This window comes from Nonomuraea sp. NPDC050556, from assembly GCF_044457355.1.
Lineage (GTDB): Bacteria > Actinomycetota > Actinomycetes > Streptosporangiales > Streptosporangiaceae > Nonomuraea.
Genome location: NZ_JBITGU010000002.1, coordinates 128,962 through 142,796, shown reverse-complemented (window position 1 = coordinate 142,796; position 13,835 = coordinate 128,962). Strand labels below are relative to the sequence as shown.

At 67.7% G+C, this 13,835-nt stretch carries 14 protein-coding genes; 13 read left to right on the top strand and 1 reads right to left on the bottom strand.

What is annotated here, in order from left to right:
• Nucleotides 1-5: 5 nt before the first annotated feature.
• From rimM to ACIBG8_RS18675, 12 genes are all read left to right on the top strand, one after another.
• Nucleotides 6-488 (top strand): ribosome maturation factor RimM, encoded by a 483-nt coding sequence (rimM, locus tag ACIBG8_RS18730; protein ID WP_397344087.1) that lies wholly within the window; start codon nucleotides 6-8, stop codon nucleotides 486-488.
• A complete protein-coding gene (trmD, locus tag ACIBG8_RS18725) occupies nucleotides 488-1,267 on the top strand; it encodes a tRNA (guanosine(37)-N1)-methyltransferase TrmD (protein WP_397344086.1) in 780 nt (259 codons plus the stop codon). Before rimM ends, trmD begins: the two co-directional genes overlap by 1 nt.
• A 139-nt stretch (nucleotides 1,268-1,406) precedes the next feature.
• Nucleotides 1,407-1,760, top strand: coding sequence for a 50S ribosomal protein L19 (gene rplS, locus ACIBG8_RS18720; protein ID WP_397344085.1), 354 nt, complete (start codon nucleotides 1,407-1,409; stop codon nucleotides 1,758-1,760).
• Between the two features lie 136 nt (nucleotides 1,761-1,896).
• The gene (gene lepB, locus ACIBG8_RS18715) at nucleotides 1,897-2,757 is read left to right on the top strand and encodes a signal peptidase I (RefSeq protein ID WP_397344084.1); all 861 of its coding nucleotides are present in this window, start codon (nucleotides 1,897-1,899) and stop codon (nucleotides 2,755-2,757) included.
• A 5-nt stretch (nucleotides 2,758-2,762) separates the two neighbouring features.
• Nucleotides 2,763-3,362, top strand: a complete 600-nt coding sequence (gene lepB, locus ACIBG8_RS18710) for a signal peptidase I (RefSeq protein ID WP_397344083.1) — start codon at nucleotides 2,763-2,765, stop codon at nucleotides 3,360-3,362.
• 632 nt (nucleotides 3,363-3,994) lie between these two features.
• On the top strand, nucleotides 3,995-4,678 hold the full coding sequence (locus ACIBG8_RS18705; RefSeq protein WP_397344082.1) for a ribonuclease HII: 684 nt from the start codon (nucleotides 3,995-3,997) through the stop codon (nucleotides 4,676-4,678).
• Nucleotides 4,679-4,717: 39 nt separating this feature from the next.
• A complete protein-coding gene (locus ACIBG8_RS18700; protein ID WP_397344081.1) occupies nucleotides 4,718-5,041 on the top strand; it encodes a DUF2469 domain-containing protein in 324 nt (107 codons plus the stop codon).
• Nucleotides 5,041-6,531, top strand: a complete 1,491-nt coding sequence (locus ACIBG8_RS18695; protein WP_397344080.1) for an amidase — start codon at nucleotides 5,041-5,043, stop codon at nucleotides 6,529-6,531. Before ACIBG8_RS18700 ends, ACIBG8_RS18695 begins: the two co-directional genes overlap by 1 nt.
• A 96-nt stretch (nucleotides 6,532-6,627) precedes the next feature.
• The gene (locus ACIBG8_RS18690; protein ID WP_397344079.1) at nucleotides 6,628-6,981 is read left to right on the top strand and encodes a YraN family protein; all 354 of its coding nucleotides are present in this window, start codon (nucleotides 6,628-6,630) and stop codon (nucleotides 6,979-6,981) included.
• Nucleotides 6,982-8,517 (top strand): YifB family Mg chelatase-like AAA ATPase, encoded by a 1,536-nt coding sequence (locus tag ACIBG8_RS18685; protein ID WP_397344078.1) that lies wholly within the window; start codon nucleotides 6,982-6,984, stop codon nucleotides 8,515-8,517.
• A gap of 514 nt (nucleotides 8,518-9,031) precedes the next feature.
• Nucleotides 9,032-10,507 carry a DNA-processing protein DprA gene (gene dprA / locus ACIBG8_RS18680; RefSeq protein WP_397344077.1) on the top strand — a complete coding sequence of 492 codons (1,476 nt, stop codon included), beginning with the start codon at nucleotides 9,032-9,034 and terminating at the stop codon, nucleotides 10,505-10,507.
• A gap of 175 nt (nucleotides 10,508-10,682) precedes the next feature.
• Entirely contained in the window at nucleotides 10,683-11,987 is a 1,305-nt protein-coding gene (locus tag ACIBG8_RS18675; protein ID WP_397344076.1) for a tyrosine-type recombinase/integrase, read from the top strand.
• A gap of 41 nt (nucleotides 11,988-12,028) precedes the next feature.
• Here ACIBG8_RS18675 and ACIBG8_RS18670 read toward each other — a convergent pair whose 3' ends face one another.
• Nucleotides 12,029-13,009, bottom strand: a complete 981-nt coding sequence (locus ACIBG8_RS18670; RefSeq protein ID WP_397344075.1) for a M23 family metallopeptidase — start codon at nucleotides 13,007-13,009, stop codon at nucleotides 12,029-12,031.
• Between the two features lie 161 nt (nucleotides 13,010-13,170).
• Between ACIBG8_RS18670 and ACIBG8_RS18665 the strand changes: the two genes are divergently transcribed.
• Nucleotides 13,171-13,644, top strand: a complete 474-nt coding sequence (locus tag ACIBG8_RS18665; RefSeq protein ID WP_397344074.1) for a GNAT family N-acetyltransferase — start codon at nucleotides 13,171-13,173, stop codon at nucleotides 13,642-13,644.
• Nucleotides 13,645-13,835 lie beyond the last annotated feature (191 nt).

Here is a 13,835-nt window from a genome sequence, read left to right as displayed (position 1 = left end):
TAGTCGTGGAGCTAGTCGTCGGCCGGATCGGACGCCCGCACGGGGTGCGCGGAGACGTCACCGTCGAGGTGCGCACCGACGACCCCGACCTGCGCTTCGCGCCCGGCACCTCGATCGCCACCTCCACCGGAGGGTCGCTGGAGATCGAGAGCAAGCGCTGGCACCAGGGCACCCTGCTGCTGCGCTTCGTGGGCGTCACCTCGCGCGAGGACGCCGAGGAGCTGCGCAACACCATGATGGTGATCGACTCCTCCGCCGTGGAGCCGCTCGACGACCCGGACGAGTTCCACGACCACCAGCTCATCGGGCTCCAGGTCTTCACCGTCGGCGGCGACTTCGTGGGCGAGGTCACCGACGTCCTCCACCACGGCCAGGACCTGCTCGTGGTGGGTTCCGACGTCTACATCCCGTTCGTGAAGGCGCTCGTGCCCGAGGTCGACCTCGACGGCGGGCGCCTGGTGGTCGATCCGCCGGAGGGCCTGCTCTGATGCGCATCGACATCATCTCGATCTTCCCTGAGTACTTCGCGCCGCTCGACGTCTCGCTGATCGGCAAGGCGCGCGAGCGCGGCACCCTCGACGTGCGGCTGCACCAGCTCCGCGACTGGGCGAACGACGTGCACAGGACCGTGGACGACACCCCTTACGGGGGCGGCCCCGGCATGGTGATGAAGCCAGAGCCGTGGGGGGCCGCGATCGATTCCTTGCTCGCGGACGGGTCGCCGCGGATGGTCGTGCCGACGCCCAGCGGGCGGCCGTTCACGCAGGAGCTGGCCCAGGAGCTGGCGGCGGAGGAGTGGCTGCTTTTCTGCTGCGGGCGTTACGAGGGCATCGACTCGCGCGTCATGGCGGAGTACGGCTCGCGCCTGCGGGTCGACGAGGTCAGCATCGGCGACTACGTGCTGGCCGGGGGAGAGGTCGCGGTGCTGGTCATGGCCGAGGCGATCGGGCGGCTGCTGCCCGGGGTGCTGGGCAACGCGTGCTCGGTGGTCGACGACTCCTTCGCTCCCGGCGCGATGCAGAATCTGCTCGAAGGGCCGGTTTTCACCAAGCCGCCGGTGTGGCGGTCGCACGAGGTGCCCCCAGTCCTCATGTCCGGAAATCATGGGAAAGTGGCGCGGTGGCGCAGGGATGAGGCGCTTCGCCGTACCCTGTCGGTGCGCCCCGAGCTGCTGGCCTCGCTCGATCCGGCGACGCTGGACAAGCACGATCGGCGGCTGCTGGATGAGCTGTCGTTTCGCGTCGGCTCGGAAGATGTGGCAAACTGAATCGACCCATCGCTAAGAGTGGTGGGTTTCGCATGCTCCGGGGCTGCCGGAGCAAGAGACAGCAAGCGTGTCCCCTGCGTTGCCGTGCGCGGCCGGGTGGGACCTCCGCGGGCTTCACAAACTTTGAGGAATTGCCGTTATGCACACGAAGATCCAGGAGCTCGAGAAGGCGACCCTGCGCAGCGACGTCCCGGACTTCCGTCCCGGTGACACGCTCGAGGTCCACGTCCGAGTCGTTGAAGGCAACCGGTCGCGTATCCAGGTCTTCAAGGGCTTCGTGCTCCGCCGCCAGGGCAGTGGCGCCCGCGAGACCTTCACGGTCCGCAAGGTCAGCTACAGCGTCGGCGTCGAGCGCACCTTCCCGGTGCACAGCCCGGTCATCGAGAAGATCGTCCTCGTGACCCGCGGCGACGTGCGCCGTGCGAAGCTCTACTACATGCGTGACCTGCGCGGCAAGGCTGCCCGCATCCGCGAGAAGCGCGACGCCAAGTAGTCGTCAGCGAAGGCCCGCACTCCGGTGCGGGCCTTCGTGCTTTGCGGGGCCATTTCCTTTATGTGGAGCAACCCGTGGGCGGGTGTACCGTCGGTCGAGGCTTGTAGAGCTCATGCATCATCTAGGCTCTTCAGCGATGACTAGCGAGAGCCAGGAGAACGGCGCCATGCGCCGCCCTGTCGAGGACGAGGTGGACGTGGTCGCGGAAGACACCCAGAAGCCAGCAAAGGGCGACAAACCAGAGAAGAAGGGCTCTTTCTGGAAAGAGCTTCCCGTTCTGGTCGTCGTGGCGCTGGTCCTGGCACTGATCATTAAGACCTTCGTGATCCAGGCCTTCTACATCCCGTCGGAGTCGATGGAGAACACCCTCCTCAAGAACGACCGGGTGCTGGTCAACAAGCTCGTCTACCACACGCGCGACATCGAGCGCGGCGACGTCGTGGTCTTCTCCGGCGTCGACTCCTGGGACGGCGAGATCGAGTACGAAGAGCCCGCCAACCCGATCGCGGCCTTCTTCCGCTGGGTGGGCACGGCGTTCGGCGTCGTCCCCGGCGAGAAGGACTACATCAAGCGCGTCATCGGCATCGGCGGCGACAAGGTCAAGTGCTGCGACCCCAAGGGGCGCATCACCGTCAACGGCGTCGCGCTGAACGAGGAGAGCTACCTCTACCCGGGCAACGTGCCGTCCCAGAGCTACTTCGAGACCACCGTCCCGCCGGGCAGGCTGTGGGTGATGGGCGACCACCGTTCGGTGTCGCTCGACTCCCGCTCGCACACCGGTGACCCGGGCGGCGGCTCGATCCCCGAGGGCCAGGTCATCGGCCGGGCCTTCGTGATCGTCTGGCCGTTCTCGCGCGCCGGATCGCTGGACATCCCCGAGACGTTCTCCCAGCCCGGGCTCGCGGCGCTCGGCGACGCAACGCCGCTGCTGCTCGGACTCGCTGGAGCCGTACCACTCGTCTTCGTTCGTCGTCGCTGGCTGGCTCGGAGGCGTTGATGGCCGTGAAGGACGAGACTTCCTCTTCCTCTTCTTCTTCGAAGAAGCCCAAGAAGAAGGGCGGGATCCGCGAAACCCTCATGCTGTTAGTGCTGGGGGTGGGCATCGCGATGCTGCTGCAGGCGTTCGTGGTGGGGTCGTTCTACATCCCTTCTGAGTCGATGGAGAACACGCTGCTGGTGAACGACCGGGTGTTCGTGAACAAGCTCCACGGGAAGATCCAGCGTGGGGACGTGGTGGTGTTCAAGGGCTGGGACGGTCAGGACACCATCAAGCGGGTGATCGGCATCGGTGGGGACAAGGTCGCCTGCGCGGGATCCGAGAAGCCGGTGACGGTCAACGGGGTGGCGCTGGACGAGAAGCCTTACTTGTATCCGGACGACTTTCCTTCGGGGGAGAAGTTCTCGGTGACGGTACCGGCGGGCAAGTTGTGGCTGATGGGGGACCACCGGTCGTACTCTGCGGACGCGCGATCCCACATGCAGGAGCCCGGTAAGGGCTTCATCGCGGAGAGCGACGTGATCGGTACGGCGATGCTGCTGTACTGGCCCTTCAACCGCCTAACCGTCTTCCCCCGCCCAGACACCTTCAACAAACTCCAGTAGCCCCAGCGTTAGCCCACACGCCTCACCCCGGCCCATCGCCGGGGCCAGGCCCCCAAGCCCCCGCCCATGGGCCATCGCGGGGGCCCACGCCTCTGAGCCCCACGCCACCGCCCTCGGGCCTTGGCCGGGCCCACTCCTTCTCAAGGCCCACTCCCGGCCAGGCCCACAGCCCACGACGAGGGGCCGTCGCCCGACTCGAGCGCCGGGCCCACTCCTCAAGGCCCACACCTGGCCAGCCAGCCATACGGCCCACCCCGCCAGGCCGCCGCCAGGCCCCAGCCCTGGCCCCACACCGCCGGACACGCGCCCGAACCCCCGCCTCGGGCACACCCGGGGTCGGGGAGCACATGCCCCCGCCAAGCCCACGTCCCCGGGCCAGCGCCGGGTCCCACGCCCCCGAGGGCGGGCACGCCTCCGGGATTCTTCGAACACCCCGCACCACCCCACTAGGCCCATCCCCCTCGCGCGCCGCCTCTGGGGGCCTAGGCGCCACAGCGTGGGCACAACCGCCTCCCAGCGCCCGCCGACCGGGGTGGGTGGGGGCAATCCGTAGGGTTCCTGGCATCTCCGGTGAAGAGGGAATCGAGAAGTGAATCGATAACATTCGCCGAACGGCGTACGCTGCCTCTGTCATGACAGTTGCGTTCCGCCCCCGACCCAGCGTTGTCCGACGGGACTCCGGCCTGTACGCCTACGAACGGGCGCTGGCACGCCGCGGCCTCACCCCGATCGCCGGGGTCGACGAGGCCGGAAGAGGCGCGTGCGCCGGCCCCCTGGTGGTAGCCGCAGTCGTCTTACGCCGCGAGATCGACGGCCTGGCCGACTCCAAGCTCCTCACCCCCGCCACCCGTGAGAAGCTGTACGACCAGATCGCCAAAGCCGCCCACACAGCGGTCGTCGTCATCCCACCCGACGAGATCGACGCACGCGGCCTGCACAGATGCAACATCGAAGGAATGCGCAGAGCCGTCGCGCGGTTGTCGTTTGTCCCTGAATACATACTCACCGATGGCTTCCCCGTGCCGGGGCTGCCCGCGCCGTCGCTGGCCGTGTGGAAGGGTGACCAGGTGGCCGCGTGCGTCGCTGCGGCCTCCATTGTTGCCAAGGTGACCCGAGATCGGATGATGACTTCGCTGGACGAGAAATTTCCCGCGTACGGCTTCGCCGTACACAAGGGTTATACGACCGCCGGACACCGCCTGGCGCTGGAGAAGCACGGTCCGTGCGAGCACCATCGCTTCTCGTTCGTCACGGTGGCACGGCACGAGTGGGCCAGGGAGATGGGCGACAATGAGATGGGGGCCGGTGTTGCCTGATCTGGCAGGCCGGAGAACGGGTGCGACAGGAGGAGCGCGATGAGCGCAGAGGATCTCGAAAAGTACGAAACCGAGATGGAGCTGCAGCTTTACCGCGAATACCGGGACGTCGTCGGCCTGTTCACCTACGTCGTCGAGACGGAACGGCGCTTTTACCTGACCAACTCGGTGGACCTGGATGTGCGTACGGCTGAGAACGGCGATGTCTTTTTCGATGTGAAGATGCAGGATGCCTGGGTCTGGGACATGTACAGACCGGCGCGTTTCGTAAAGAATGTGCGAGTTGTGACGTTCAAGGACGTGAACGTGGAGGAGCTGGCCAAGGCCGACCTCGAGATGCCGAAGGAGGGCTTCTCCAACTAGTGACGATCACGGAGCTGGTCGAGCAGCACCTGGCCATCGCACAGGCCGACACGTGCAACGCCTTCGCCGCGCTGTCCGCGTCGCAGGCGCTTGCCGACGCCGCGGTGCTCGACCGGCTTCCGCCCGGCGAGCGCGGGCCGCTGCACGGCCTGCCCGTCACGATCAAAGACCTTTTCAACGTGTACGGCCTGCCGACCGTCGCGGGCACCCGCGCCAGCCTGCCCGCGTTGTGGCCACCGGAGGCCGCCGCCGTGACCAGGCTCAGAGCGGCCGGTGCCGTGGTCATCGGCAAGACGAACATGCACGAGATCGCCCTGGGCATCACCGGCGAGAACCCGTGGACGGGCGACGTCCGCAATCCCATTGATCCGGCGAGAATGTCCGGCGGGAGCTCCAGCGGTTCGGCGGCGGCGGTGCGCATGGGCGCGGGCGTGGTGTCGCTGGGCACCGATACCGCCGGATCCATCCGGCTTCCAGCAAGTTTCTGCGGCGTCGTAGGCTTCCGCCCGACACACGGCCGGGTCCCGCTGACCGGCGCCCTGGCACTGTCCCCAAGCCTGGACACAGCCGGCCCCCTGGCCAGAACGGTCGAGGACGCCCGCCGAGTTGCCGAGGTCCTCCTCGGCACCCCCTTGCGCGTGGCGGCGCCCTCGAACCCCCTTTTCGGCACCGCTCTGCCGTACCTGGAAGGCCGCCTCTCTCAGGGGGTACGGCAGGCGTTCCTGGCACTCTTGGCCGGGTTGCGGGTGAAAGAGGTGGCGTTCCCCGTTCTGGAGGATGCGTCGCGCCTGCAGATCGAGGTGGGCTGGCCCGAATCCGCCCAGATCCACGAAACCTCCCTGAACGCCCTGCTTCGTGGAGAGCCTTCTGTCCCTCCACACGCCTCGCTCAGCGTCGGCTCCCTGGCCACCTCCCACCCTTCGCCTGGTTCCACCGCGCCCACCCTGCCAGGGACCTCAGCCCTCTCCCGTCCCTCGCCTGTTTCTGAGACGCTCGCTTTTCCAAGGACCCCAGCCCCATCTGGACCTTCGCCTGCATCCGGGACCCCAGCCCCGTCCCAAGGGCATATGCCCTCACCCGAGACAACGGGCGGCTTTTCCCCCGTGATCCTCGAAGCCCTCCTCCGCGGCCGCGACGTCTCGCCCGAAGTACGGCAAAGCGCCGCCGAACAACGCAGACAACTAACCGCCACCCTCAACGAAGCCCTACGAGAGGTGGACGCGCTGATCATGCCCGCCGCCCCCGTAGTAGCGCCCCCTCGCGGAACCACCCACATCGACCTGGAATCCGGCCCAGCGCTGCTCCGCCCCAGCCTGCTCACCCTGCTGGTCCCCTTCAGCATGGCCGGTCTCCCCGTGGCCAGCGTGCCGTTCTGCGAGATCGACGGCCTCCCGGTGAACGTCCAGATCATCACCAGACGCGGCGAAGACGCCCTGTGCCTGGCCCTGGCCGAATGGTTCGAATCCCACGTGTCACCCGCCCGCCACTGACACCTTTTCCACAGCCCCACCGCCCCACCGCACGCCCATCCACAGAACCGCGCTCGGCCACGATCCCCCCACCCCGCCTCCGCGACCCTCTCAGGCATGCCCACGAAGAACGAGCTAGGCAGACACGGCGAACAGCTGGCCGTCGACTATCTGCGCACCCAAGGCATGCACATCGTCGCCCGCAACTGGCGATGCAAATACGGCGAGATCGACGTACTGGCAGAAGACGGCCCCTCCCTCGTCGTGGTGGAGGTGAAGACCCGATCGAGCCGCTCCCACGGCTCAGCCCTGGAGTCCGTACGGCCAGCCAAAGTGGCGCGGTTGCGCATGCTCGCCGCCAAATGGCTGGCCGACCAGCCACGCAGCTTCCCCACGATCAGGATCGACGTGGTCGCGCTCGAACGCTTCGGAGCAACCTTCAGCCTCGAGCACGTCAAGGGCGTGATCTAGGTGGCCGTGGCCCGCACGAGAAGCGTGACCCTGATCGGCGTCGCAGGCAGAACCGTCGAGGTCGAGGCCGACGTCGGCAGCGGCCTGGCCGGAATCCACCTCATCGGCCTCCCCGACACCGCACTGAGCGAGGCGCGCGACCGCGTCAGATCCGCGATGGTCAACAGCCACTACCCGTGGCCCGACGCCCGCATCACGGTCAGCCTGTTCCCCGCCACGCTCCCCAAACGCGGCAGCCAGTTCGACCTGGCCATAGCCGTGGCGATCCTGGGCGCCGCGGGCGTGGTGTCCGCCGAGCGCGTAGCCGAGCCGTACTTCCTGGGCGAGCTGGGCCTGGACGGCCAGCTCAGACCGGTCCGCGGTGTGCTGCCCTCAGTCCTGGCCGCAGCCAAGGAACGCGAAGCCACGGTAGTCGTCCCAGCGGCGAACGCAGCAGAGGCCGCACTCGTCCCTGACGTACGCGTAGTCCCCGTCAAAGACCTGCGCCAGCTGGTCGAGTGGCTCCGCCGAGGCGACGACCCCCCAGAGCTCCCAGAACTCGACGAACCCACCCCAGTGCCCACGGACGCCAGCGCCATGGGAGACCTGTCCGACGTGGTGGGCCAGCCCGTGGGACGGCGTGCGCTGGAGGTGTGCGCCGCCGGAGGCCACAACCTCTGGATGCTGGGCCCACCGGGCACCGGCAAGACCCTCCTCGCCGAGCGCCTGCCAACCCTCCTACCGGACCTGGAGCTCGAACACGCCCTGGAGGTGACGGCGATCCACTCCGTAGCAGGCGTGCTCCCCACCAACAGCCCCATGATGACCAGGCCACCATTTGTAGCCCCACACCACACCGCCACCACCCCCGCCATCGTCGGCGGAGGCAGCGCCGTCGTCCGCCCAGGCGCCGTAAGCCTGGCCCACCGCGGCGCCCTCTTCCTGGACGAAGCACCGGAGTTCCCCCGCCACGTCCTCGACTCACTACGCCAACCCTTGGAGTCCGGCTACGTAACAGTCGCCCGATCCTCAGGCACGGTGACCTTCCCGGCCCGCTTCATGCTGATCCTCGCCGCCAACCCCTGCCCCTGCGCCCAACCCCCGGGCCAGACGGACAGCTGCCAATGCTCAACCACCATCAAACGCCGCTACCTGGGCAGACTCTCCGGCCCGCTGCTCGACCGCATCGACATCAAAGTCACCGTAGCCAAGTCGAACAGACGCGAACTCCTAGCCGACCGCCAGCTCGTGGAGAGCAGCAAGGTAGTGGCTGAACGCGTGCTGGAGGCCCGAGAACGAGCAGCCAAACGCCTGGCCGGAACCCCCTGGCACACCAACGCCGAGATCCCCGGCAGCGCCCTGCACGCCGACTTCCGCCCCTCAGAAGCCGCGATGCGCCCCATAACCTCCTGCCTCGACTCCGGCTCCCTCAGCGCCAGAGGCCTGGACCGCGTAGTCCGAGTCGCCTGGACGCTGGCCGACCTGGCCAACAAAGACCACCCCGACCAAGACGAAACCTCCGGCGCCCTAGCCATGTGGCTAGGCGTAGGCATCTAACCCACCCACCCCAACAAACCCCCAGCACCTCCCTCGCGACCGCCCCGCGCGACCACCCGTGACGACCGCACCCCACGACTGCCCCGCGCGACCACCCGTGACGACCGCACCCCACGACCGCACCCCACGACCGCACCCCACGACCGCACCCCACGACCACCCGTGACGACCGCCCCTTACGACCGCCCCTAATGACCACCCCTCGCCCTTGGTACCCGCCGCCTCCGTCCACCACATCCGATCTGCATCACAGCCACCTCGTCCTATCTCGGGCCCCACTGCCGCTCCCGCGCGCCCGTGCCACGCTCACCGCCGCCACCCGCGACCCGCGACCCGCGACCCGCGACCCGCGACCCGCGACCCGCGACCCGCGACCCGCCACCGCCACCGCCCCGGCACCGCCCCGGCACCGCCCCGGCACCTCCCCGGCACCTCCGGGCCAGCTCTCGCCCGCCCGCCCCAGCCCATCCACAAGCCCACCAGCACCGGGATCCCACCCCCGGAGAACAGGCACATGAACCCCCACGAGCACCCCCTCACAAGCCCGGCAGCTCCACCACCACCAACAGGCGCCGACCCCAACGACGCCCAAGCCAACGAGCCGGTGGCCAACAACACCGAGCCCAACCACGCCGAGCCCAGCAGCACCGAGCCCATCACTGGGCCGCCCAGCGAGTCAGACCCCACCGACGCCGAGCTACTCGCACGAGCCGCACTCATGCGCGCCGCCGACGTAGGCGACAAACTGATGGGCAAACTCGTACGCCTATCCGGCGCCCAAGCCGCGCTGGCCGCCATCCGCAGCGGCACCCTCCCACCCGACTACCCAACCGGCAACCCCACAACAGACCTGTCCAAAAGGCTTCCAGCCTGGCAAGCCCGCCTAGAGCACGCCGACCCCACCAACGACCTGGCCACAGGCGAAAAGACAGGCGCCCGCCTGATAATCCCCGGCATGCCCGAATGGCCCACCCAACTCAACGACCTCGGCAACGGCAGCCCACTGGGCCTATGGCTCCACGGCAGCGCCGACCTCCGCTACTCCTGCCTCCGCTCAGTAGCCGTAGTAGGCGCAAGAGCAGCCACCGCATACGGCGTACACGTCGCAGCCGAGTTCGGCATCGGCCTGAGCGAAGCAGGCTGGAGCGTCATCTCAGGCGGCGCATACGGCATAGACGGAGCAGCCCACAGAGGCGCCCTAGCAGGCGGCTCACCCACCGTCGTCGTCCTGGCCTGCGGTACCGACGTCTGCTACCCCTCAGGCCACCACAGCCTGTTCGAAGCAGTACGCGACCAGGGCGTCATAGTCAGCGAATGTCCACCGGGAGTCCACCCCACCAGAGCTCGCTTCCTGATCAGAAACCGCCTGATAGCCGCCCTCTCCAGAGGCACGGTAGTCATAGAAGCCGCCCAACGAAGCGGCGCACTGAACACGGCATCCCACGCGATATCCCTGGACCGCCACCTGGCCGCCGTCCCAGGCGCGATCACCTCAGAGCAGTCCGCCGGATGCCACCGCCTCCTCCGCGAACGCACCGCCGTATGCGTCACCTCCCCAGAGGAAATGATCGAACTGGTAGGCGTCATCGGCGCCGACCTAGCCCCACAGACCCGCGGCCCAGCCATCCCAAGGGACGCACTGAACGAGCCAACCAGAAGAGTCCTGGATGCCGTCCCCTCAAGAGGCACAGCAGGCCCAGCAACGATTGCAGTGGCCGCAGGAGTAGACCTCCCCACCGCCCTCAGCTGTCTGGGCGGCCTGGCCGCAGCAGGCTATATCGACCGCACCCCAACCGGCTGGCGCCTCCGCCGCCCAACCCCACCCCCAGCTCACCCGTCCCTAGCCAACCCACCCGCCCTAGCCAACCCCCAACCCCCAGACACGAACCCCGGCCGCCAGGCACGAACTCCGACCCGGGACTCCAAGAGCCCGAACCCTGAACCCCCGCCCCAGCCCACTAGCCCCAGCCCACTAGCCCCAGCCCACTAGCCCCAGCCCACTAGCCCCAGCCCACCAGCCCCAGCCCGTCCGGCGTATCTCGCTCTGAACGTCGTACGGTGCCTGAGCCTCGCGCTGCCGCTGTTCGCACGAACGTTTTCGCGACTACGTGTGGACGGGGCGAGGGTTGCCAGCAGACGCGCCTCGGAAGAGGGATAGTGGAACTGTGACGGATCATGAAATGCATCCACAGCCGCCACTGGTCGGCGAGCTCGGGATCGACGACGTCATGAGCGAGTTCGAGAGGTACCTGCGGCTCGAACGCGACCTCTCGCCTCACACGGTGCGTGCCTACCTCTCGGACATCACCACGCTCCTCACCCACCTGGAATCTGCCCAGGGGCTGGAGGATGCGCCAGCGCATGGTGGCCTGGAGCTGCCCGCTTCGTTGGGTGCTGATCCTTCAGGTGCCCCCACCGATGCCGCGTTGTCGCGTACGTCTCCGTCTGTGTCGATGTCTGAGGCGTCGCCCACGTCAGCCGCCGCGCAGTCACCCACGCAGGCACCCACGTCAACGAGCGCGCAGTCACCCGTTCAGGCACCCACGTCAACGAGCGCGCAGGCACCCACATCAGCCACCGCGCAGGCACCCATGTCAACCACCGCGCAGTCAGCCGTCCAGCCAGTTGCGCCGTCATCTGTGCGGTCTTCTGGCGGGTCGTCGTTGCCTGAGTCGGCACTTGCCTCGTCAACAGGGGGTCTTGGGCCTGCGTTGTTGGGGGCGGTTGATATTGCGGTGCTTCGGGAGTGGCTGGCTGAGCAGTATGCGGCGGGGTTGTCGCGGGCCACGTTGGCTCGCCGTACGGCATGTGCGCGTACCTTCACCGCCTTCTGCCATCGCCGGGGCTGGATGGGGCATGATCCGGGGTTGCTCTTGGGTAGTGCGAAGGCGGGGCGGTCGCTGCCGGCCGTACTTGATCAGGAGCAGGCGCATGCTGCGCTGGAGGTCTCGGGGGATGGGGAGCCCAAGGAGCTGCGTGATCAGGCGATCATGGAATTGCTCTATGCGACGGGTATCCGGGTGAGTGAGCTATGCGCGTTGGACTCCGATGATGTTGATCGGGACCGGCGGGTGGTTCGGGTGGTGGGGAAAGGGCGCAAGGAGCGTTCTGTGCCGTTTGGGGTGCCTGCTTTGCGGGCGATCGATCTGTGGTGTGTGCACGGACGGCCGTTGTGGATTCGGGAAGGTACTGGGTCCGCGCTCTTTCTTGGGGCGCGTGGGGGGCGGATTGATGCGGGGACCGTACGACGGGTGGTGCATGCTCGCCTGCGTGCGGTCGACGGGGCTCCTGATCTGGGGCCGCATGGGCTTCGGCATACTGCAGCGACGCATTTGCTGGAGGGTGGGGCTGATCTTCGGAGTGTTCAGGAGATGCTCGGGCACGCTTCGTTGAACACGACGCAGATCTATACACATGTCTCTATTGAGCGGCTGCGGGCTGCTTATCGGCAGGCGCATCCGCGAGCCTGAGCCTTGGGGTGAGTCCACCGGGTTCTCTATTGCGTTGGGGCTCAGGGCGGCTGGTGGTTATGGCCGGGCTGGTCCCTTGGCCTTCTGGCCTGTTTTCGCCTGTGGTTGCGGTGATGGAGGGCGGTGGAGAGGAGTACGCCTCCGAGGATGGTTGCCGCCGCGCCTATGTTGGCTGGGGATGGGTTCGGTGAAGTGTCACGGGCTGTGGGGGTCAACGGCGGTGTGGCCGTTGATGGGGAATCGTCAGCCGCAACTTGGGTGGTGCGGGGTGGGGTTGCGCTTTGGGGGGTGTGGAGAGCGGCAGGTGGGTTGCTGACGGGGAGAGCGAGTGGCCTTGCTGCGGTGGTTCGTGAGGTGGGGGTGGTCGGTTGTGGGGTGGTCCAGTACGGGAGTAGGCGGACCTGGCCCCAGCCGAGTAGGAGGAGTGGGTCCAGGTAGCGGGACGCGCGGAGGAGGCCCCAGTGGAGGCACTGCTGGGCGCAATGGCCGGGGACGTCTTCGATGATGCCGATGCGGGCTCCGGCGCTGATCTGGTCGCCTCGCCGTACTGATGCTTGGACGGGCAGGTAGGTGGTCTTCAGGCCTGCTGTGTGGAGGATGGTGATTACGCCTCTGCCTGCTAGCGGGCCTGCGTAGGTGATCGTTCCTGGTCCTGCGGCGTATACGGGGGTGCCGGGGGTGGCGGCCAGGTCGACGCCCCTGTGGCCGGACAGCCATGGGGCCGGTGGTGGGGCGAAGCGGCGGAGGATCGTCGGGGTGCCGCTGAGGGGCCACTGCCAGGGTGATGGGGCGGCTGCCGCTGGTGATGGGGTGAGTGTGATCAGTGCCAGGGCGAGCAGTGTCACGAACAGTAGGCGGTTGGTGGGTGTCCGCCTGGCGAAGGCGCGTAGTGGCTGGGGCCTAAGGCTTGGGGTGTGGGTGCTTTGGGGTGCTGTGAGAAGGGCTGGCTGGGGGGCTGCGGGAGATGGGGTGGTTGCCAGGGTGAACGGCGTGGCGGTTGCGGGTGCGTGCGTGTGAGGCATGCGGACAGCTTGGTCGGGGGATGGGTCGGGTGACCGGGGCGAACGGGGTTCTGGGGATAAAGAAGGGGCGTCGCGCGGCCTGTGGATAACGGGTTCGGCGAACGCGATTCCGTGTGCCATCCTGGCTGCCCGCTGTCGAACTTCGACTGAGAGGCAGGCCGATGGAGCTTCGTGGAACGCGGCTGATTCTGCGTGACGCTGGCCCCGAGGACGAGGGGCGGTTGCGGGAGATTCTGGCGACGCCGCAGGTCAAACGGTGGTGGGGGCCTATCGACGACCTCGGTGACATGTTGGCGATCACTGTCGATGGTGAGGTGGTCGGGGCCATTCAGTACGACGAGGTGGATGACCCGATGTATCGGAGTGCGGGTATCGACATCTTTCTGGATCCGGCCTGGCATGGGCGGGGGTTTGGGCAGGAGGCGGTGCGTACGTTGGCTCGGTGGTTGATCGATGAGCGGGGTCATCACCGGCTCACCATCGATCCGGCGGCGACGAACGAAACGGCTATCAGGGCGTACGAGAAGGTCGGGTTCCGTCGTGTGGGGATCATGCGGGCTTACGAGCGCGATCCGGCGACGGGGGAGTTTCACGATGGGCTGTTGCTGGATCTGCTGGCGGAGGAGTTGAACTGACCCGTGGGTGGAGCTGATTGGCCGACCTTGATGTGCGGTCCTGGTCGGTGGGCGACCCTGGTGCGGGGTGCGGGGTGCGGGGTGCGGGGTGCGGGGTGCGGGGTGCGGGGTGCGGGGTGCGGGGCTGAGTGGGTGGGTCGCCTCTGCTTGCTTGAGCCTTGCCAGTCATCGCGTGGTGGAGAGCCACGGGG

Excerpts from the sequence above, each read along its gene's own strand:
- trmD (WP_397344086.1), top strand. The coding sequence starts at position 488 with ATGCGCATCGACATCATCTCGATCTTCCCTGAGTACTTCGCGCCGCTC.
- rplS (WP_397344085.1), top strand. The coding sequence starts at position 1,407 with ATGCACACGAAGATCCAGGAGCTCGAGAAGGCGACCCTGCGCAGCGAC.
- lepB (WP_397344084.1), top strand. The coding sequence starts at position 1,897 with ATGACTAGCGAGAGCCAGGAGAACGGCGCCATGCGCCGCCCTGTCGAG.
- ACIBG8_RS18705 (WP_397344082.1), top strand. The coding sequence starts at position 3,995 with ATGACAGTTGCGTTCCGCCCCCGACCCAGCGTTGTCCGACGGGACTCC.
- ACIBG8_RS18700 (WP_397344081.1), top strand. The coding sequence starts at position 4,718 with ATGAGCGCAGAGGATCTCGAAAAGTACGAAACCGAGATGGAGCTGCAG.
- ACIBG8_RS18690 (WP_397344079.1), top strand. The coding sequence starts at position 6,628 with ATGCCCACGAAGAACGAGCTAGGCAGACACGGCGAACAGCTGGCCGTC.
- dprA (WP_397344077.1), top strand. The coding sequence starts at position 9,032 with ATGAACCCCCACGAGCACCCCCTCACAAGCCCGGCAGCTCCACCACCA.
- ACIBG8_RS18670 (WP_397344075.1), bottom strand. The coding sequence starts at position 13,009 with ATGCCTCACACGCACGCACCCGCAACCGCCACGCCGTTCACCCTGGCA.
- ACIBG8_RS18665 (WP_397344074.1), top strand. The coding sequence starts at position 13,171 with ATGGAGCTTCGTGGAACGCGGCTGATTCTGCGTGACGCTGGCCCCGAG.